We start from the raw sequence: 18017 nt of genomic DNA, 5'->3' as shown, positions 1-18017 counted from the left end.
TAACGACAAGCAATCCTCGAAGAAGGTTTCTCACAAGGCTAAATCCTCAGGTGTGAATGTCATCTTGAATGAACGATAGGGAGCGAAGTCACTTGGTTTCATTCCCTGCATCTCGGTCAACCGGCCAATATTCTTGACCGCCGCGACCGCCGAACTGTCGAACGAACCGTCACCACTGGACTTGGCCACGCTGACCGAAGTCACCGTACCGTCCGGCAACATGCCGATCTGCAGCACTACTGTCATGCCTTTACGTGCCGAAGGTGGACGTGTCCAGCCTTCGGCTGCCCGCGCCCGAATCAGGTCGTCGAAACTGCCCGCGACTTCATCGCCACGTTCATCGGCCAAGGCTTGCTGACGCTGCGGCGTGTCGGAGAGCAAATCTGCCAAGGCCTGGGCCTTTTTCTCTTCGGCGGATTTACGCGCTGCTTCCTGGGCCTTTTTCTTGGTGGCATCGGCGGCAGCTTTCTTCTTCGCGTCGTCGGCGATTTTCTTTTTCGCCTCGTCTGCTTCAGCTTTTTTCTTGGCGTCTTCGGCGGCTTTCTTCTTCGCGTCTTCGACTATCTTTTTCTTGGCGTCTTCAGCGGCCTTTTTCTTGGCCTCTTCTTCGGCAGCTTTCTTGGCTTCTTCTTCAGATTTCTTCTTGGCTATATCAGCCAATTGTTTCTCTTCGGCTTTTTTAGCTTCGGCAGCTTTCTCGGCTTTCTTGGCTTCATCAGCCTTTTTCGCCTCGTCGGCCTTCTTCGCTTCGTCAGCCTTTTTCGATTCCTCGGCCTTTTGAGCCGCCTCTTCTTTCTTTTGTTCCGCAGCAGCCTTCACTGCTTCCTGCTCGACCTTCTTCTGTTCCATCTGCTCGACTTCAGTCTGGCGCGCAGCCGACTTCTGGGCCTCACCCGCAATCTTCTGATTGGTCTGGGTCGTGGCCTGACTTTTCGATTTCAGCTGATACAGGGTCGCCTGCACGATCGGCTTGGCTGGCGGCAGGTCCGGGGTCATGGCAAAGCTGACGAACAGCATGCCAAACACCAGGACGTGCAGGGCAATTGCCCAGACGCTAGGCCAGAAGTAGCTTTCCGAGGCGGACGGCTCTCGCTGTTGGTGCATCAGGGCGCCTCGGTAATCAAGCCAACGTTACCGACGCCGGCCTTCTGCAGCCCGCCCATGGCGCCCATGACGGAACCGTAGTCGACCGACTTGTCGCCGCGGATGAACACCTGGGTGTGCTTGCCGCCTTCGTTGCCGGAGCGAATGATCTTGGTCACCGCATCGGTCATCGCCGGCAAGGTCAGGGCCTTGTCCTGTTGTTTCTGCGTATCGACTTCGCTGCCAAGGTTCCAGTAGTAGGTCTTGTCAGCCTTGATCGAAATCGTCAGCACCTGGGTGTTGTTGTCCTGGGGCAAGGCTTCGCTGGAAACCTTGGGCAGATCAACCTTCACACCCTGGTTGAGCATCGGCGCGGTCACCATGAAGATCACCAGCAGCACCAGCATCACGTCGATGTAAGGCACTACGTTCATCTCGGCGACCGGCTTGCGCTTGGTTCGTGCTCGAGTGATTAAAGCCATCGGGGAGTACCTGCTTATTCTTCGCTGGTGTGCACTTTACGGTGCAGGATCGCCTGGAATTCGTCGGCGAAGGTGTAGTAACGGCTGATCAGGGTCTCACCGCGCGCGGCGAAGCGGTTGTAGGCGATAACCGCCGGGATCGCAGCGAACAGGCCGATCGCGGTGGCGACCAGGGCTTCGGCGATACCCGGGGCCACGGTGGCCAGGGTCGCTTGCTGGGCCTGGGCCAGGCCGCGGAAGGAGTTCATGATCCCCCACACGGTACCGAACAGGCCGATGTACGGGCTGACGGAACCCACGGTGGCGAGGAACGGCAGGCTCTGCTCCAGCTTCTCTTCTTCGCGGGAGATGGCCACGCGCATGGCACGGGCCACGCCTTCCATGACCGCTTCCGGATCGACGCCCGGCTGCTGGCGCAGGCGCGAGAACTCCTTGAAGCCAGCACGGAAGATCTGCTCGACGCCCGAATCCGGGTCAGGGTTGCTACCGGCCTGGCGATACAGTTTGGACAGGTCGATACCCGACCAGAAGCGCTCTTCGAAGCTCTCCAGGGCACGTCGACCGGCACGCAGCAGGTTGCTGCGCTGAAAAATCATGACCCAGGATGTAACCGATGCGGCTAACAGGATCAGCATCACCAGTTGAACCACAACACTGGCATTACTGACCAGGCTCCACATGGAGGAATGGTCGACGACGGTAGGTTCCACGCTAAATCTCCTGCTTTGATTGTTTACCCGCGCCGCTCACGGCGGCAAAGGCCGCACGTAGAGTTTCGGGAATGGCCCGAGGTTTCAAACTATTGGTGCGCACACACGCCACCAGGAACTGCCCCTCACAGAGCAGCGTTGCATCCGCAGCCCGCCTGACCTGCTGTTTAAAGCGCAGGCTGACACGGTTCAATTCGATTACTTCAGCGCTGACCAGCAGCTCATCGTCCAATCGCGCCGGCGCGTAATAACGCGCCTCGCTGGAATGCACGACAAACAACAGGTCCTCCCCTGCCAGCTGGGATTGGGCAAAGCCCAGCTCCCGTAGCCGCTCGGTTCGAGCCCGCTCCATGAACTTGAGGTAATTGACGTAATACACGATGCCGCCAGCATCGGTGTCCTCGTAATAAACGCGACAGCGATGTGCGAACGACTGATCCCCGTTTTGCGCGCGCATACTCTAGTGCTTACTCCTCAGGTTGCCAATCCGGCTGGGCAACTGTTTTTTCATTCTATGAAACATTTCTAACGACTGAATGACGACGCCAGCCACTAGGACAGCACAAACCTTGAATAAATCGACCCGAGTGACCTTTTTAATCGTCCACTGCATCGAGGAATTCGTCTAGCACGGGCATCTCGCCCAATCGTGACGGAATGTTTAGCCCAAAGTGCAAATAGGCATGGCGGGTAACCACCCGGCCCCTTGGTGTACGCATGATGTAGCCCTGCTGGATCAGGTACGGCTCCAGCACGTCCTCAATGGTATGGCGCTCTTCACTGATGGCTGCTGCCAGGCTGTCCACGCCCACCGGGCCACCGTCGAATTTCTCGATCATGGTCAACAGTAGCCGCCGGTCCTGGTGATCGAAGCCGTGTTCATCCACGTCCAGCAGGTTCAACGCCAGGTCGGCCACGGCCTTGGTGATATGGCCCTTGGCTCGCACTTCGGCAAAATCGCGCACGCGTCGCAGCAAGCGGTTGGCGATCCGTGGCGTGCCCCGCGCCCGCCGGGCGATTTCAAACGCGCCTTCGGGGTCCAGGGGCAAGCCGAGAATGCCGGCCGAACGGCTGACGATGGTCGCCAGGTCTGCGGTGCTATAGAACTCTAGACGTTGGACGATGCCAAAACGGTCTCGCAACGGGTTGGTCAGCATGCCCGCGCGCGTGGTCGCGCCCACCAGGGTGAACGGCGGCAGGTCGAGCTTGATCGAGCGGGCCGCGGGGCCTTCACCGATCATGATGTCGAGCTGGAAGTCTTCCATCGCCGGGTACAGCACTTCCTCGACGATGGGCGACAGGCGGTGGATTTCGTCGATGAACAACACGTCGTGCGGTTCGAGGTTGGTCAGCAGCGCCGCGAGGTCGCCCGGACGCTCCAGCACCGGGCCGGAGGTGGACTTGATCGACACCCCCATTTCCTGGGCGATGATGTTGGCCAGGGTGGTTTTACCCAGCCCCGGCGGGCCGAAGATCAAGGTGTGGTCCAGGGATTCACTGCGCCCACGCGCAGCCTGGATGAACAACTCCATCTGCTCGCGCACGGTGGGCTGGCCGATGTAGTCGGCCAGGCTCAGGGGGCGGATGGCGCGGTCCTGGACTTCTTCACGGTCACGGGGGCCGGTGGCCGCGATCAGACGATCAGCTTCAATCACTTAAATCATTCCCTTCAGGGCTCGGCGGATCATGTCTTCGCTGCTCAGGTTCTTGTCCTTGATGGCCGACACCGCTTTGCTGGCTTCCTGCGGCTTGTAGCCCAGGGAAATCAGCGCGCTGACCGCATCGCTTTCGGCACTGGCCACCTGGGCCGTCGGCTGGTTCGGCTGGTTCGGCACCAGGGCGAACATGCTCGGCACGACTTCCCAGGCTTTGAAACGGTCCTTGAGCTCCACCAGCAGGCGTTCGGCGGTTTTCTTGCCGACCCCCGGCACCTTGGTCAGCGCCGAGGTGTCCTGGGCCGACACCGCGCGTACCAGTTCATCCACTTCCAGGCTCGACATCAGCGCCAGGGCCAGTTTCGGCCCCACACCGTTGAGGCGAATCAATTCGCGGAAGAAGTCACGGTCACGCTTGCCAATGAAGCCATAGAGCAGTTGCGCATCTTCGCGCACCACAAGGTGAGTATGCAGGGTCAATGGCTCGCCAACCGACGGAAGGCGATACAGGGTGGTCATGGGCACTTCCAGCTCATACCCCAGCCCGTTGACATCCAGAATCAGGTGCGGCGGCTGTTTCTCAGCCAGGGTGCCGCGCAAGCGTCCAATCACGGTTCAGATCCTTAAAGCTTGGGGGTCAGATCGAGGCCTGACCGCAAATAACGATTGCGCCGATGCTATCAGAGACGCAGCCGCCCGCCACGACTACGTGCCGCCCCCAGGCCGTGAGGCAGCAGGCTGGAACGGGTATGCGCGTGGCAAATGGCGATGGCCAGGGCGTCGGAGGCGTCGATCTGCGGCTTGGAGGTGAGTTTGAGCATGTGCATGACCATCATCTGCACCTGCTCTTTATTGGCCGCGCCGGTGCCGACCACGGCCTGCTTGACCTGGGTGGCGGTGTACTCGGCGATTTCCATGGCCTCCTCGGCACCGGCCACGATGGCGGCGCCACGGGCCTGGCCGAGTTTGAGGGCCGAGTCGGCGTTTTTGGCCATGAACACCTTTTCGATCCCCATGGTCACCGGCTTGTAGGTCTGGATCACTTCACGCACGCCGCGATAGACGATCTGCAGGCGTTCGGCCAACTCGCCCGCGCCGGTGCGGATGCAGCCCGAGGCGACATACACGCAGCCGCGCGGGGTGTGTTGCACCACACCAAAACCGGTGATGCGCGAACCGGGGTCGATACCTAGAATTAAAGTCATAACGCCTGCAGGTCGGGTAAACACAATTTTTGATACAGGTAAAATCCAATGTGGGAGGGGGCTTGCTCCCGATTACGGTGGTTCAGTCGATTCATAAATGACTGACACACCGTAATCGGGAGCAAGCCCCCTCTCACATTTAGATCCACATCGTCCGTCAGCCTAGCTGCTCGGCGACCGACTCTGGAATGTCAGCATTCGAGTAGACGTTCTGCACGTCATCCAGGTCCTCGAGCATATCCAGCATCTTCAGCACTTTCTGCGCGCCGTCCAGGTCCAGTTCGGCGCTGGTGGTCGGCAGCATCACGATTTCTGCGTCGGTGCCTTTGAAACCAGCGGTTTCCAGCGCGTTACGCACCGCATAGAACCCGGCGAACGAGGTGAACACATCAATGGAGCCGTCTTCATTGGTCACCACGTCGTCGGCATCCGCTTCCATCGCGGCTTCCATCAACGCGTCTTCATCCACGCCCGGCGCGAAGGAAATCTGGCCCTTGCGCTCGAACAGGTAGGCCACCGAGCCGTCCGTGCCGAGGTTGCCACCGCACTTGCTGAACGCATGACGCACCGCCGCGGCAGTACGGTTGCGGTTATCGGTCATGCACTCGACCATCACCGCCACGCCGCCCGGGCCGTAGCCTTCGTAGGTCAGCTCGACCATGTCGTCGGTATCGGCCGCACCGGCGCCACGGGCCACGGCGCGGTCGATGATGTCGCGACTCATGTTGGCGCCGAGGGCCTTGTCCAGCGCCAGGCGCAGACGCGGGTTGGAGCCTGGGTCACCGCCGCCCTGGCGGGCGGCAACGGTCAGTTCGCGAATCCACTTGGTGAAGATCTTGCCTTTCTTGGCATCCTGACGCTCTTTGCGGTGCTTGATGTTCGCCCACTTGGAATGGCCAGCCATAACACAACTCCGAAATTCTCTAGAAACCTTATCAACCCCGCCCCAGGCGGGATACAACCCTTGTAACGCAAAGGCGCATCCGAAGATGCGCCTTTTTGACTGCGTAAAACCTTATCGCGCTTTCACGCAGCGGCCTTACTCAGCCTTTGGCGCCTCGCGCAGGCGGATATGCAGCTCGCGCAGTGCCTTGGCATCCACGACACCCGGCGCCTGGGTCATGACGTCCGCAGCGCTCTGGGTTTTCGGGAAGGCGATCACTTCACGGATCGACTGGGCGCCGGTCATCAGCATCACCAGACGGTCCAGGCCAAAGGCCAGGCCACCGTGGGGCGGTGCGCCGTACTTCAGGGCGTCGAGCAGGAAGCCGAATTTCTCTTCCTGTTCGGCTTCGTTGATGCCCAGCAGACGGAATACCGCTTGCTGCATTTCCTTGCGGTGGATACGGATCGAACCGCCACCCAGCTCAGTGCCGTTCAAGACCATGTCGTAGGCCCGGGACAGAGCGCCCGCCGGGTTGGCTTCGAGCTCTTCCGGCGAGCACTTCGGCGCGGTGAACGGGTGGTGCAAGGCGCTGAAGCTGCCGTCGTCGTTCTCTTCGAACATCGGGAAGTCGACGACCCACATCGGTGCCCACTTGCAGGTCAGCAGGTTCAGGTCGTGGCCCAGCTTGATCCGCAGCGCGCCCAGGGCTTCGCTGACGATCTTGGCCTTGTCGGCGCCGAAGAACACGATGTCACCGTCGACTGCGCCCACGCGATCGAGGATCACATTGAGGTTGGCTTCCGGGATGTTTTTCACGATCGGCGACTGCAGACCGTCAACGCCCTTGGCACGCTCGTTGACCTTGATGTACGCCAGGCCCTTGGCACCGTAGATGCCGACGAACTTGGTGTAGTCGTCGATCTGCTTGCGCGGCATGCTCGCGCCGCCAGGCACGCGCAGGGCGGCGATGCGGCATTTCGGGTCGTTGGCCGGGCCGCTGAACACCTTGAAGTCGACGTCCTTGAGTTGGTCGGCCACGTCCACCAGTTCCAGCGGGATACGCAGGTCCGGCTTGTCGGAACCGTAGCGGCGCATGGCTTCTTCGAAGGTCATGTGCGGGAATTCGCCGAATTCCAGGTCCAGCACTTCCTTGAACAGGTTGCGGATCATTTGTTCGGTGATGCCCATGATCTCTTTTTCATCGAGGAAGCTGGTCTCGATGTCGATCTGGGTGAATTCAGGCTGGCGATCGGCGCGCAGGTCTTCGTCACGGAAGCACTTGGCGATCTGGTAGTAACGGTCGAAGCCGGCCACCATCAGCAGTTGCTTGAACAGCTGCGGCGATTGCGGCAGGGCGAAGAAACTGCCGGCGTGGGTACGGCTCGGCACCAGATAGTCACGCGCGCCTTCCGGGGTGGCACGGGTGAGGATCGGCGTTTCAACGTCGAGGAAGCCGTTTTCATCGAGGAAGCGACGGATGCTGGTGGTCATGCGCGAGCGCAGACGCAGCTTCTCGGCCATTTCCGGGCGACGCAGGTCCAGGAAGCGATAACGCAGGCGGGTTTCTTCGCCAACATCGGAATATTCGTTCAGTGGGAACGGCGGGGTTTCCGACTCGTTCAGCACTTCCAGCTCGTAGCCCAGCACTTCGATCGCGCCGGACGCCATGTTCGGGTTCACCGCACCGGCCGGACGCAGGCGCACCTTGCCGGTGATCTTCACTACGTATTCGCTGCGCACGCGGTCGGCGGCGGCGAAGCTCTCGGCGCGGTCCGGGTCGAACACCACCTGGGCCAGACCATCACGATCACGGATATCGAGGAAGATCACCCCGCCGTGGTCGCGGCGACGGTGAACCCATCCGCAAAGGGTGATTTCCTGACCTTCCAGGGTCTCGTTCAGTTGGCCGCAATAATGGCTGCGCATCATGGTAGTGGTTTCACTTCTCGTAATTCGAAATTCGGTGGCAGGCTTGGCCTCAGTCACCGTACATAAGTCAGGGGACGGATAATGCAGGAGCCTGCGCGTAGAGTTCAACTCAGTCTGCTTTGTCGCCGCCCGCCAGATTCTTCTTCGAGCCGGTCTTGAAGTCGGTCTCGTACCAGCCGCTGCCGCTCAGGCGGAAGCCCGGCATGGACAACATCTTTTTAAGCTCAGGCGCCTTGCAAGCTGGGCAATCGACCAGCGGCGCGTCGCTGATCTTCTGGATGGCTTCCAACTGATGACCACAGGAAGCGCATTGATAGTCGTACATGGGCATGGAGATGTCTCGGCGATCAGATCGTTACTGTGCCGCGCCGGCCTCCGGATAGAGGCCACTGCGCAGAAAGCGCCTGCAGCGGCAAAGCGCGGGATTATATCTGGTAAATCGAGGCAGCGCAGCCGGCTTTCTGCCCGAGGCCCGGCCCGCCTGAACGCCGGGCCAGCCCCGGAACCCCCGGATTACTCGGGATTGGACAGGCAAGCGCGGCCTTTCAATACGTGAACCACGCAGACCACCCTGACCAGCCCGCTGAAGTTCTTCACGCCGCCATAGCGCAAATGCACTTCCCGATCGACATAAGACAACAGCGCACTGACTGAACAGGCATTGAGCCTGGCTATTTCCGTGAGGATATTCCAGTAGATCTGTTCCAGCCGCAGGCAAGTGGAAAACCCATTGAGCCTTACCGATCGGGACAACGGCCGCGCCAGCCCCATATCGAACCCTTTGACAAAGGGGTCGACGTTTATCTTATGAAAACCACAGGTCTCCATCACTCTACTACCCACTCCACGTGACATACACCTGACACTCCATTGCCAAACAGCAGTCCATGGGTTTCTCCCATTGGACAGTGGGCCTATCAAACAGCAGGACGACGGGGGGCAGCCAGAAGACGGGGAGTTGATAGTCGTAGGACAACGCCAGGAAGCACGGAGAAACAAGCGGGCGGCGCCAGGACAGCGCCGCCCGAGGTCGGTGTTTACTTGCTTTCGAGTAGGGAACGCAGCATCCACGCAGTTTTTTCGTGAACTTGCATACGCTGGGTCAACAGGTCGGCCGTCGGTTCGTCGCTGACCTTATCGAGCAGCGGAAAAATACCGCGCGCGGTACGCGTAACCGCCTCCTGGCCCGCCACCAACTGCTTGATCATCTCTTCAGCGCTGGGCACGCCCTCTTCTTCCTTGATCGAAGAAAGACGCGCATAGATCGAATAGGCGCCCGGCGCCGGGAAGCCCAGGGCACGAATACGCTCGGCAATCAGGTCCACCGCCAGCGCCAGCTCGTTGTACTGCTCTTCGAACATCAAGTGCAGCGTGCGGAACATGGGGCCCGTGACGTTCCAGTGGAAATTGTGGGTCTTCAGGTACAGTACATAGGTATCGGAAAGCAGACGCGAAAGCCCGTCGACGATGGATTTGCGATCTTCTTCACTGATACCGATATCGATTGCCATGTTTATCCCCTTCAATTGAACAGCATTCATTGATCAGGTGCCGGATCACTCTAGCAAGAGTACCCAATGTGTGCAGCCCGACGCACCGAGGCGACGTGCGGCAAATCGCCCTGCGCGGCCTCGCTGGCCCGCGACGGTGAAGGCTTTAGGTGCGACAGAAAGTTTCCCCGACAGCAGGCAAAACGCCTGCAACTGTCTAGGACAAGCGTTTGACGCAGAAATGCCCGCGTCCCTTGCAACGCCCGGAAATGCTTGATTTGAGTAGGCACAGCCTTTGCTGTTAAATAGGCAGCGTGTCGCTGCCGTTATTTTCTTCGGCCAGCGCATAGGCTGATACCCGCGCACGTGCCCAACGCCTCCCATTGTTCAGAAGCGAACCGTGCCAGTCAGCTCTTCCTTGTGATCCGTCTTAACGTGAGTTAATCAAAATGTTGAAAATCGTCCACCTGCTAACGGGCGTTGCAGCTTTGCTGCTGTCCTTTATCCCGAGCCTGCAGCCTGAAAGCCTGCCCTACCTGCAACAACATGACGCTCTGTACCTGGCCTTGTTCGGCCTTCTTAACCTGACGCTGGCGCCAGTGATCCCTTACTGGAACAAAGGCACGCGTCATCAACTGCAAAACCTGGTCAGCGCGCTGCTGGTGCTGACTGTTGTCGTACAAACCCTCACCCTCCTGGCACCCATGCCTGAAGTCGGCGGCCACCCGGCCATCCTGCTCAGCCTGGTGATTGCGCTGGTCGCCATCGTTCTTCACCTGGCCATCAGCTTCTACCGTTCGTCCCCTGCGGCCGCGTCGCAAAACTACGACATGACCAATCGGGATACCGGGACCGTCAAGTGGTTCAACACGTCCAAGGGCTTCGGCTTTATTTCCCGCGATTCGGGCGACGATATCTTCGTCCACTTCCGGGCCATCCGTGGCGAAGGCCATCGCGTCCTGGTCGAAGGCCAGCGTGTGGAATTCTCCGTCATGAACCGCGACAAAGGCCTGCAAGCCGAAGATGTGATCGCCGCGTTGCCGCGTCGCTGATTCCAAGCCAGGCAAAAAAACCGCGATCCGGCACAAGCTGGATCGCGGTTTTTTATTGCGCGGCTATTAATAGTGAGGCGGCGGCGCTTCTTCTTCGGACGACTCGAACTGGCCGCCCATTTCTTCCTGGCGCTTGAGCAGCGCGGTCATCTGCAGCTGCAGGCGTTCGACCGCCCGCTGCTGGGTGACCAGGATGTCGTTGAGGGTTTCGATGGTGTCGTCCTGAAAGGCCAGGCGGCTTTCCAGGTCGGTCACGCGGTCTTGCAGATCCATGGTTCAGTCCTGGCTAAAGATGAAGTCGGCAGGTAACAGCTTGCGCAACCGCGCACGGATCGCTGCCACCTGTTCTTCAGTATACGGCCGGGCCGGATGCTTGCCCCAGACCGGCGCAGGCCAGGCCATGTCATCGCGCTTGCGCACGATCACATGCACATGCAACTGGCTGACAACGTTCCCCAGCGCGCCGATATTCATCTTGTCGGCGCCGAAACCTTCACTCAGCAATTGCGCAAGGGTTGTCGTTTCATTCCACAGTTTTTGTTGATCTATGACAGACAATTGAAAAACTTCGCTGATACCGTTTATGCGCGGTACCAGAATGAACCAAGGGTAATTCGAGTCATTGGACAGCAGCAGGCGGCACAACGGGAAGTCCCCGATGGTCAGTGTGTCTTGTTGCAGGCGTTGATCTAAGGCGAACACCGCGGGCACTCCGTTCGGCAGGTCAGATTCTGGCGCCCAGCATACCTTCGAACGCCGGCGGCTTCACTTCGAATACAGACGCCAACGCGCATCCCGATAAAAAACCTGCCCCTTTTCGAGGCAGGCGAATAATTGAGCTACGCTGAATCGGGACTCATCGGAGTGCACCAAAATGACCCACTTGTGCTTCAAAGAGATCCGCCAAGTACCCACCCATGAGGGTGAACCGGTAACGTTTCGCGCTGATACAGGATTCATGCACCACCGAATCAACGGAATGCATGGCCGTCAAGGACAAACTGAACGGCTTGAGAGGCCCGTGTTTATGCGGTTTTTACACTGCAGTGAGGCTTTTCACGAAAAAATGACATTCAGTTACCGGTTTGGGCGCGCTTGTTGCATTCACACCCACATCGTCGGCAACGGCACCCATCGGGAAGCGGGTGTTTCGCGATAAGAACACTAGCGAGTCAATGTGTATCAAGGATGCATTCAAACTTAGAAAAGGGTTTGAAAACAGCATTGAAGTTGTCAGTTCGGTAACATTCGGACTGTGAATTTGCGACATGGACCTAGCAATTCACGACAGCCTCGTAAAGAAGCTGAAAGGAAAGATGGGTAAGTATCGTCATTAGAGTCAGCGTGATATAACTTTACGCGGACACAAAAAAAGAAAGAGCCGCCCAGATAAAAATACAGGTGGGACGGCAGTACTCTTCCTAAAACCAAAGGAGCAAATCACGATGCGCGTGATGAAGTGGAGCATGATCGCCCTGGCTGTTTCAGCAGGCACCTCGCAGTTCGCAATGGCGTCTGCCCAAGACGATGCCAAGGGCTTCGTTGAAGACAGCACTTTCAGTATCAATACCCGTGCGCTGTATTTCAGCCGCGACTTCCGCAACGAGCCACTCGGTGGCTACGATAAGGTCAACGGCAAGAACAAGAGCCGCGCCGAAGAAACCGGTCTGGGCTTCAATGCCCTGTACGAATCAGGCTTCACCCAAGGCACCATCGGTGTCGGTGTTGACGTGATCGGCCTGATGGGCGTTAAGCTCGACAGCGGCAAGGGTCGCGCCGGTACCGGTTTGTTCCCAAGTGGTTCTGATGGTCGCTCGCAAGACGATTACTCTAAAGGCGGCGCGGCGGTTAAGTTCCGCCTCTCCAATACCGTTCTGAAAATCGGCGACCAGTACACTACCGCTCCTGTGTTCGCCTCTGACGACAGCCGTTTGCTGCCAGAGCTGCCACAAGGTATCTCGCTCACCAGTAACGAGATCAAGGGCCTGAAACTGGAAGGCGGTCACTTCACCTCCAGCGTCGCGCAGAACCAGACCTACCATGACAGCCTGGGCCTGACGAAGACCGACTTTGTCGGCGGCGTCTACTCCTTCACCCCAGAGTTCACCGGCAGCCTGTACTACGCGAAAACCGAAGATTACTTCCGCAAGTACTACAGCAACCTGAACTGGACCCATGCGCTGAGCGAGGATCAATCCTTCGCACTGGACTTCAATATCTACGACACGAAAAGTGACGGTGAAGGCAAGCAACGCGCTTACTACGACAAAACCATCAAGCTTGATAACCGTGCATTCAGCTTGCAGGGTGCGTACACCATCGGCGCTCACACCTTCACCCTGGCAGCCCAGAAGGTTACCGGCGACGGCGACTACGGCTACGGCGTAGACGGAGGCGGCACGGTTTTCCTGGCTAACTCCATTGCCCGTTCCGACTTCAACGCCGAAGGTGAGAAGTCCTACCAGGCACGTTACGACATCAACATGGCACCCTTCGGCATTCCTGGCCTGAGCTTCATGACTCGTTACGTAACCGGTAGCGGCGCGAAAACCGCCACCACGTCGAACGGTAAAGAGTGGGAACGCGACATCGAAGCCAAGTACGTGATCCAGAGCGGCCCAGCGAAAGACCTGAGCCTGCGTGTACGCCAAGCGACTTATCGCTCGGCTGACGGCGTGTACTACGGTTCGCCGTCGATCGACGAACTGCGTCTGATCGCGAATTATCCGTTGAACATCTTGTAATTAGCTGTTTGATTACAACGATGACTTAAGGCTTCGGCCTTAAATTAAAAGCCGCTCCCCTGCATGCAAGGGAGCGGCTTTTTTATTGCAGTATTATTTCATCAGCAAAATAACTAGCAAGCTAACTAACGAGATTGACGCGCCCGCACTAAACCTGACCTTTCAGCCAAGTTGAGTGCCAGTGTTTCCCATTACTTCGCCGCTGTTTCCTGCATCACCCGAATAACCCGCTGCGGAAATGGAATATCGATCCCCGCCGCTTTCAAGCGATCACGTGCCAGTTCATTGAACATGAACATCACGTCCCAATAATCCGCCGTCTTGGTCCAGCACCGCAAAGACACTGTGATCGAACTGTCGCCCAAGGTCGAAACCACGGCCACTGCCGCCGGGTCAGCCAATACACGCGGGTCTTTTGCCAGTTCCAGCAACACTTCGCGGGCTTTCTGCAGGTCGGCCTCGTAGTCCACCCCCACATCAAACACCACCTTGCGGGTAGGCTGACGGTTGGTGTTGGTGATGATGCCGTTGGAGAGGATGCCGTTCGGCACGATCACGGTCTTGTTGTCGCCGGTGCGCAGCACGGTGTGGAAGATCTGGATGCTGTCGACGGTACCGGACGTACCTTGGGCTTCGATCCAGTCGCCGATGCGGAACGGGCGGAACAACAGAATCAGCACGCCGCCGGCGAAGTTGGCCAGGCTGCCCTGCAAGGCCAGGCCGATGGCCAGGGTCGCGGCACCGATGGCGGCGACGAACGAGGTGGTTTCCACGCCGATCATCGAGGCCACGCTGACGATCAGCATGACCTTCAGCACGATGTTCGCCAGGCTGGTGATGAAGTGCTGCAGCGCCAGGTCCGCGTTACGGATGGCCAGCAAACGCCCCACTCTGTGGGTCAGGCGGTTGATCAGCCACCAGCCGATGGCCAGGGTAATCACGGCGAGCAATACCCGGCTGCCGTATTCCATGATCATCGGGATCCACGACTGGGAGGTCTTGATCAGGTGATCCACTTCAGCGTTCAAATCCATCTACATTCTCCTGTTTGCCGGATGTACGGCGTTTTTTGTGCCCACTAACGCAATTGAGCCCCGAAGGGCTCAATGGCAGGCGCAGGTTCTGGGGCGTGGGACGTCAAAAACGGCCGCAGGTTCCCCAAAGTGCCATCAGTCGCGGAAGTTATTGAACTGCAGCGGCATCTCGAAGGTCTTGGCGCGCAGGGCAGCGATGGCCTCTTGCAGGTCGTCACGTTTCTTGCCGGTGACGCGTACCTGCTCACCCTGGATGGCGGCCTGGACTTTCAGCTTGGCGTCCTTGATATGCGCCACGATCTTCTTCGCCAGTTCCTTGTCGATGCCTTCCTTGAGGACGGCTTCCTGCTTCATCAGCTTGCCGGACGCGTAGGCATCCTTGACTTCAAGGCACTGCACGTCGATCTTGCGCTTGACCAGGGCGAGCTTGAGGATCTCGATCATCGCTTCCAGCTGGAAATCGGCTTCAGCGGTCAGGTTGACGGTCAGTTCCTTTTCCTTGAATTCGAAACTGCCCTTGCCTTTCAAGTCATAGCGACGGTCCAGTTCCTTGACGGCGTTCTCGACGGCGTTGGTGACTTCGTGTTTGTCCAGTTCGGATACCACGTCGAACGAAGGCATGTCATTTCTCCAATATAAGGGGCGGGCTCAGTAGAGATGGAGCGCGCCCAAGCTAAAATGCCGGGGCATTATAGCGGTTCTTTCGCCCCATTCGCTGTGAGCGACCCTACGGAGCACAAACTGATGTCGACCACCTGGCATATTCTCGGCGCCGGCAGCCTCGGCACGCTGTGGGCCACCCGCCTGGCCCGCGCCGGCCTGCCGGTGAAGCTGATCCTGCGCGATGCGGCACGCCTGGCCAGCTACCAGGCGGCCGACGGGCTGACCCTGGTGGAGCACGGCGTAGCGCACACTTACCCGGTACTCGCCGAAACCCCTGATAGCCCCGAGCCGATCCATCGCCTACTGGTGGCGTGCAAAGCCTACGACGCCCAAAGCGCCGTCGCACATCTGCAATCGCGTCTCGCGCCCGGCGTCGAATTGATCCTGCTGCAGAACGGCCTGGGCAGCCAGGACGCCGTCGCCGCGCAATATCCCCAGGCCCGCTGCATTTTTGCCTCCAGCACCGAAGGCGCGTTTCGCGACGGCGATTGGCGCGTGGTGTTTGCCGGCCACGGCTACACCTGGCTGGGGGACGCCAGTCACCCCACGGCCCCGGTGTGGCTGGACGACTTGCGCGCCGCCGGCATCCCTCACGAATGGAGCAGCGACATTCTTACGCGCCTGTGGCGCAAGCTCGCACTCAATTGCGCCATCAACCCGCTGACCGTGCTGTACCAATGCCGCAATGGCGGCCTGCAAGCCCATCAGTGTGAAGTCGCAACCTTGTGCGCCGAACTCACCGAGCTACTGCAATGCTGCGGCCAGCCGGCAGCGGCGCAAGACCTGCAGACGGAAGTGGAACGGGTGATCCAGGCCACGGCGGCCAATTACTCTTCGATGTACCAGGACGTGGCCAGCGCGCGGCGCACCGAAATCAGCTACCTGCTGGGCTACGCCTGCCAGGCCGCCGCTCGGCATCGGCTGACGCTGCCGCATCTGCAACAGGTGTACACGCGCCTCGTCGACCAGCTGGTTGCACGCGGATTGCCCCGCGACTGAGGCACGCGCTACCCTGCCCACTCGTCTATTACCTGTGAAACCCCTGATGCCACTGCGCCAGCGTCTTGAAAACCTACCGGTAGGGCAGAAACTGCTGGCCGCCCTGCTGGTGCTGCTGACCACTGTGTTACTGGTGGCCAACCTGACTTTTATCAGCGCCGCTTACTGGATCTCCCAGGAGAGCATGGCGCCCCAGGCACTGCAGGCGATTGGCCGGCTGGTGTCCAACCCGGCGCTTGCCGCCGAAGCCCTTGAGTCTCCGGTCAAGGCCGACGCCCTGCTCAATGAGCTGACCAGCTATTCGCCGCTGCGCGCAGCCGCGTTGTACGACGCCGAGGGCAACCGCCTGGCGCAGATGCAACACGGCGACCGCCTGCACCTGCCGGGCAACTACCGGGATATCGAAGCCTGGCGCCTCACCGAGTTTCGCAGTAACCAAGTCATCACCCTGCCCCGCCCCGGCCAGCCTTCCGGGCATTTGTTGCTGGTGGCCAGCAGTGAGCTACCGGTGGCGTTCTATACCGGCACACTGACGGCGAGCCTGGGCATCCTGATTTTCAGCGTGCTGCTGTGGCTGGTCATCGCCCGGCAGATCAAACGCCTGATCACCCGGCCGATCCATGAGCTGGAAGAGCTGTCGCGCCAGGTCACCCGCGAAGAGAACTACGCCCTGCGCGCCGGCCGTGGCAACCATGACGAGATCGGCAGCCTGGCCGAAGCCTTCAACACCATGCTGTCGCGCATCGAGGCCCGCGAGCAGCAGCTCAAGCGCGCGCGCGATGAGTCCCAGGCGGCTTACGACCAGGCACAGGGCCTGGCCGAAGAAACCCGCCATACCAACCGCAAACTGGAGCTGGAAGTCCAGGTGCGCAGCAAGATCGAGAAAAAACTCACCGGTTTCCAGAACTATCTCAACAGCATCATCGACTCGATGCCCTCGGCGCTGATCGCCCTGGATGAACAGCTCTATGTCACCCAGTGGAACCAGGAAGCCACCGCACTTTCCGGCACGCGCCTGGATGAAGCGCTGAACCAGCCGATCTACCTCGCTTTCCAGCCGCTCAAACCCTACCTGCCGCAGATCAAGGCCACGGTCGAGCAACACACGGTGGAGCGCATCGAGCGTGTCACCTGGGTCAAGGACGATGAATCCAAGCATTACGCCCTGACGTTCTATCCACTGATGGGCGGCGCCGGGCGCGGTGTGGTGATCCGGATCGATGACATCACCCAGCGCCTGTCCCTGGAAGAAATGATGGTGCAGTCGGAGAAGATGCTCTCCGTCGGCGGCCTTGCTGCGGGTATGGCCCATGAAATCAACAACCCGCTGGGGGCGATCCTGCATAACGTGCAGAACATCCGCCGCCGGCTGTCCCCCGACCTGCCCAAAAACCTGGAACACGCCGAACAAGTGGGCATCGAACTGCAGACGGTCAACCGTTACCTGCAAAGCCGCGAAGTCCCACAATTGCTCGACGGTATCCAGCAGGCCGGCGCGCGGGCGGCGAAAATCGTCACCCACATGCTCAGTTTCAGCCGGCGCAGCAATCGGCAGATGGCACCGTGTGATTTGCCGGCGCTGATCGACCAGGCGGTGGAAATCGCCGGCAACGACTTTGACCTGGCGATCGGCTTCGACTTCAAGGGCCAGGCGATCATCCGCCAGTTCGACCCGCAGCTCGGCCCGGTGCCCGGCACCGCCAACGAGTTGGAACAGGTGCTGCTCAACCTGCTGAAAAACGCGGCGCAGGCCATTCACCAGCGCGAAGACGACCGCGAGCCGGGGCGCATCATCCTGCGCACCCGCCTCAACCCGCCCTGGGCGGAGATCCAGGTCGAAGACAACGGCATCGGCATGAGCGAGAACGTGCGCAAACGCACCTTCGAGCCATTCTTCACCACCAAGGAAATCGGCCAGGGCACCGGGCTGGGGTTGTCGGTGTCGTACTTCATCATCACCAATAACCACAAAGGGCAGATGGAAGTGCATTCCACCCTGGGCCAAGGCACCTGCTTCACGTTGCGCCTGCCCCTGGCCGGCAGCCAATTGTCCCCCGCTGAACTTACCCAACTGGAGCACTGATC

General features: G+C 59.5%; 20 protein-coding genes. 4 read left to right on the top strand and 16 right to left on the bottom strand.

The annotated features are described in order from the left end of the window. Positions 1–30: 30 nt before the first annotated feature. From tolA to C5F70_RS00560, 12 genes are all read right to left on the bottom strand, one after another. Positions 31–1104: a cell envelope integrity protein TolA gene (gene tolA / locus C5F70_RS00615; protein ID WP_017847130.1), complete on the bottom strand. Its 1074-nt coding sequence runs from the start codon at positions 1102–1104 to the stop codon at positions 31–33. Continuing rightward, a complete protein-coding gene (tolR, locus tag C5F70_RS00610) occupies positions 1104–1556 on the bottom strand; it encodes a protein TolR (RefSeq protein WP_160384999.1) in 453 nt (150 codons plus the stop codon). The genes tolA and tolR overlap by 1 nt, the downstream gene beginning before the upstream one ends. 23 nt (positions 1557–1579) lie before the next feature. Beyond that, on the bottom strand, positions 1580–2275 hold the full coding sequence (gene tolQ / locus C5F70_RS00605) for a protein TolQ (RefSeq protein WP_017847129.1): 696 nt from the start codon (positions 2273–2275) through the stop codon (positions 1580–1582). A 1-nt stretch (position 2276) separates the two neighbouring features. Further along, positions 2277–2732: a tol-pal system-associated acyl-CoA thioesterase gene (gene ybgC, locus C5F70_RS00600; protein WP_104902568.1), complete on the bottom strand. Its 456-nt coding sequence runs from the start codon at positions 2730–2732 to the stop codon at positions 2277–2279. 139 nt (positions 2733–2871) lie between these two features. Next, positions 2872–3930 carry a Holliday junction branch migration DNA helicase RuvB gene (gene ruvB / locus C5F70_RS00595; protein WP_017847127.1) on the bottom strand — a complete coding sequence of 353 codons (1059 nt, stop codon included), beginning with the start codon at positions 3928–3930 and terminating at the stop codon, positions 2872–2874. Then, positions 3931–4542: a Holliday junction branch migration protein RuvA gene (gene ruvA / locus C5F70_RS00590; RefSeq protein ID WP_104902567.1), complete on the bottom strand. Its 612-nt coding sequence runs from the start codon at positions 4540–4542 to the stop codon at positions 3931–3933. A gap of 68 nt (positions 4543–4610) precedes the next feature. Next, the gene (gene ruvC / locus C5F70_RS00585; RefSeq protein ID WP_017847125.1) at positions 4611–5135 is read right to left on the bottom strand and encodes a crossover junction endodeoxyribonuclease RuvC; all 525 of its coding nucleotides are present in this window, start codon (positions 5133–5135) and stop codon (positions 4611–4613) included. A gap of 157 nt (positions 5136–5292) precedes the next feature. Continuing rightward, positions 5293–6039 carry a YebC/PmpR family DNA-binding transcriptional regulator gene (locus C5F70_RS00580; RefSeq protein ID WP_017847124.1) on the bottom strand — a complete coding sequence of 249 codons (747 nt, stop codon included), beginning with the start codon at positions 6037–6039 and terminating at the stop codon, positions 5293–5295. A gap of 135 nt (positions 6040–6174) precedes the next feature. Continuing rightward, positions 6175–7950: an aspartate--tRNA ligase gene (gene aspS, locus C5F70_RS00575; RefSeq protein ID WP_017847123.1), complete on the bottom strand. Its 1776-nt coding sequence runs from the start codon at positions 7948–7950 to the stop codon at positions 6175–6177. Between the two features lie 109 nt (positions 7951–8059). Beyond that, entirely contained in the window at positions 8060–8281 is a 222-nt protein-coding gene (locus C5F70_RS00570) for an FmdB family zinc ribbon protein (protein ID WP_026140049.1), read from the bottom strand. A 182-nt stretch (positions 8282–8463) separates the two neighbouring features. Beyond that, entirely contained in the window at positions 8464–8805 is a 342-nt protein-coding gene (locus tag C5F70_RS00565) for a ribbon-helix-helix domain-containing protein (RefSeq protein ID WP_017847121.1), read from the bottom strand. 182 nt (positions 8806–8987) lie between these two features. After that, on the bottom strand, positions 8988–9461 hold the full coding sequence (locus C5F70_RS00560) for a Dps family protein (RefSeq protein ID WP_104902566.1): 474 nt from the start codon (positions 9459–9461) through the stop codon (positions 8988–8990). A gap of 428 nt (positions 9462–9889) precedes the next feature. Between C5F70_RS00560 and C5F70_RS31350 the strand changes: the two genes are divergently transcribed. Next, on the top strand, positions 9890–10492 hold the full coding sequence (locus C5F70_RS31350; protein ID WP_010566142.1) for a cold-shock protein: 603 nt from the start codon (positions 9890–9892) through the stop codon (positions 10490–10492). Positions 10493–10558: 66 nt separating this feature from the next. On the opposite strand, the gene C5F70_RS00550 is transcribed toward C5F70_RS31350, so the two are convergent. Then, a complete protein-coding gene (locus C5F70_RS00550; RefSeq protein ID WP_017847119.1) occupies positions 10559–10765 on the bottom strand; it encodes a SlyX family protein in 207 nt (68 codons plus the stop codon). 3 nt (positions 10766–10768) lie between these two features. Next, positions 10769–11194, bottom strand: coding sequence for an HIT domain-containing protein (locus tag C5F70_RS00545; RefSeq protein WP_104902565.1), 426 nt, complete (start codon positions 11192–11194; stop codon positions 10769–10771). Between the two features lie 743 nt (positions 11195–11937). Here C5F70_RS00545 and C5F70_RS00540 point away from each other — a divergent pair. Then, a complete protein-coding gene (locus C5F70_RS00540) occupies positions 11938–13236 on the top strand; it encodes an OprD family porin (RefSeq protein WP_017847117.1) in 1299 nt (432 codons plus the stop codon). Between the two features lie 191 nt (positions 13237–13427). Here C5F70_RS00540 and C5F70_RS00535 read toward each other — a convergent pair whose 3' ends face one another. Together C5F70_RS00535 and C5F70_RS00530 are read right to left on the bottom strand one after the other, a co-directional pair. Further along, on the bottom strand, positions 13428–14270 hold the full coding sequence (locus C5F70_RS00535) for a mechanosensitive ion channel family protein (RefSeq protein ID WP_017847116.1): 843 nt from the start codon (positions 14268–14270) through the stop codon (positions 13428–13430). Positions 14271–14405: 135 nt separating this feature from the next. Next, positions 14406–14891, bottom strand: coding sequence for a YajQ family cyclic di-GMP-binding protein (locus tag C5F70_RS00530; protein WP_017847115.1), 486 nt, complete (start codon positions 14889–14891; stop codon positions 14406–14408). Positions 14892–15014: 123 nt separating this feature from the next. Here C5F70_RS00530 and C5F70_RS00525 point away from each other — a divergent pair, with 123 nt between their 5' ends. Both C5F70_RS00525 and C5F70_RS00520 read left to right on the top strand, forming a co-directional pair. Then, a complete protein-coding gene (locus C5F70_RS00525) occupies positions 15015–15932 on the top strand; it encodes a putative 2-dehydropantoate 2-reductase (RefSeq protein ID WP_017847114.1) in 918 nt (305 codons plus the stop codon). A 46-nt stretch (positions 15933–15978) separates the two neighbouring features. After that, positions 15979–18015, top strand: a complete 2037-nt coding sequence (locus C5F70_RS00520) for an ATP-binding protein (protein ID WP_104902564.1) — start codon at positions 15979–15981, stop codon at positions 18013–18015. The last annotated feature ends 2 nt before the right edge of the window (positions 18016–18017 follow it).

It is taken from the genome of Pseudomonas sp. LH1G9 (assembly GCF_002949975.1).
Classification (GTDB): domain Bacteria; phylum Pseudomonadota; class Gammaproteobacteria; order Pseudomonadales; family Pseudomonadaceae; genus Aquipseudomonas; species Aquipseudomonas veronii.
The sequence above is the reverse complement of the archived record's forward strand: the minus strand, read 5'-3'. Positions and strand labels throughout refer to the sequence as shown.

Bases quoted from the DNA above. Each gene is read 5' to 3' on its own strand.
- tolA (WP_017847130.1), bottom strand. From the start codon at position 1,104: ATGCACCAACAGCGAGAGCCGTCCGCCTCGGAAAGCTACTTCTGGCCT.
- ybgC (WP_104902568.1), bottom strand. From the start codon at position 2,732: ATGCGCGCGCAAAACGGGGATCAGTCGTTCGCACATCGCTGTCGCGTT.
- ruvC (WP_017847125.1), bottom strand. From the start codon at position 5,135: ATGACTTTAATTCTAGGTATCGACCCCGGTTCGCGCATCACCGGTTTT.
- C5F70_RS00580 (WP_017847124.1), bottom strand. From the start codon at position 6,039: ATGGCTGGCCATTCCAAGTGGGCGAACATCAAGCACCGCAAAGAGCGT.
- aspS (WP_017847123.1), bottom strand. From the start codon at position 7,950: ATGATGCGCAGCCATTATTGCGGCCAACTGAACGAGACCCTGGAAGGT.
- C5F70_RS00570 (WP_026140049.1), bottom strand. From the start codon at position 8,281: ATGCCCATGTACGACTATCAATGCGCTTCCTGTGGTCATCAGTTGGAA.
- C5F70_RS00565 (WP_017847121.1), bottom strand. From the start codon at position 8,805: ATGTCACGTGGAGTGGGTAGTAGAGTGATGGAGACCTGTGGTTTTCAT.
- C5F70_RS00560 (WP_104902566.1), bottom strand. From the start codon at position 9,461: ATGGCAATCGATATCGGTATCAGTGAAGAAGATCGCAAATCCATCGTC.
- C5F70_RS31350 (WP_010566142.1), top strand. From the start codon at position 9,890: ATGTTGAAAATCGTCCACCTGCTAACGGGCGTTGCAGCTTTGCTGCTG.
- C5F70_RS00550 (WP_017847119.1), bottom strand. From the start codon at position 10,765: ATGGATCTGCAAGACCGCGTGACCGACCTGGAAAGCCGCCTGGCCTTT.
- C5F70_RS00540 (WP_017847117.1), top strand. From the start codon at position 11,938: ATGCGCGTGATGAAGTGGAGCATGATCGCCCTGGCTGTTTCAGCAGGC.
- C5F70_RS00535 (WP_017847116.1), bottom strand. From the start codon at position 14,270: ATGGATTTGAACGCTGAAGTGGATCACCTGATCAAGACCTCCCAGTCG.
- C5F70_RS00530 (WP_017847115.1), bottom strand. From the start codon at position 14,891: ATGCCTTCGTTCGACGTGGTATCCGAACTGGACAAACACGAAGTCACC.
- C5F70_RS00525 (WP_017847114.1), top strand. From the start codon at position 15,015: ATGTCGACCACCTGGCATATTCTCGGCGCCGGCAGCCTCGGCACGCTG.
- C5F70_RS00520 (WP_104902564.1), top strand. From the start codon at position 15,979: ATGCCACTGCGCCAGCGTCTTGAAAACCTACCGGTAGGGCAGAAACTG.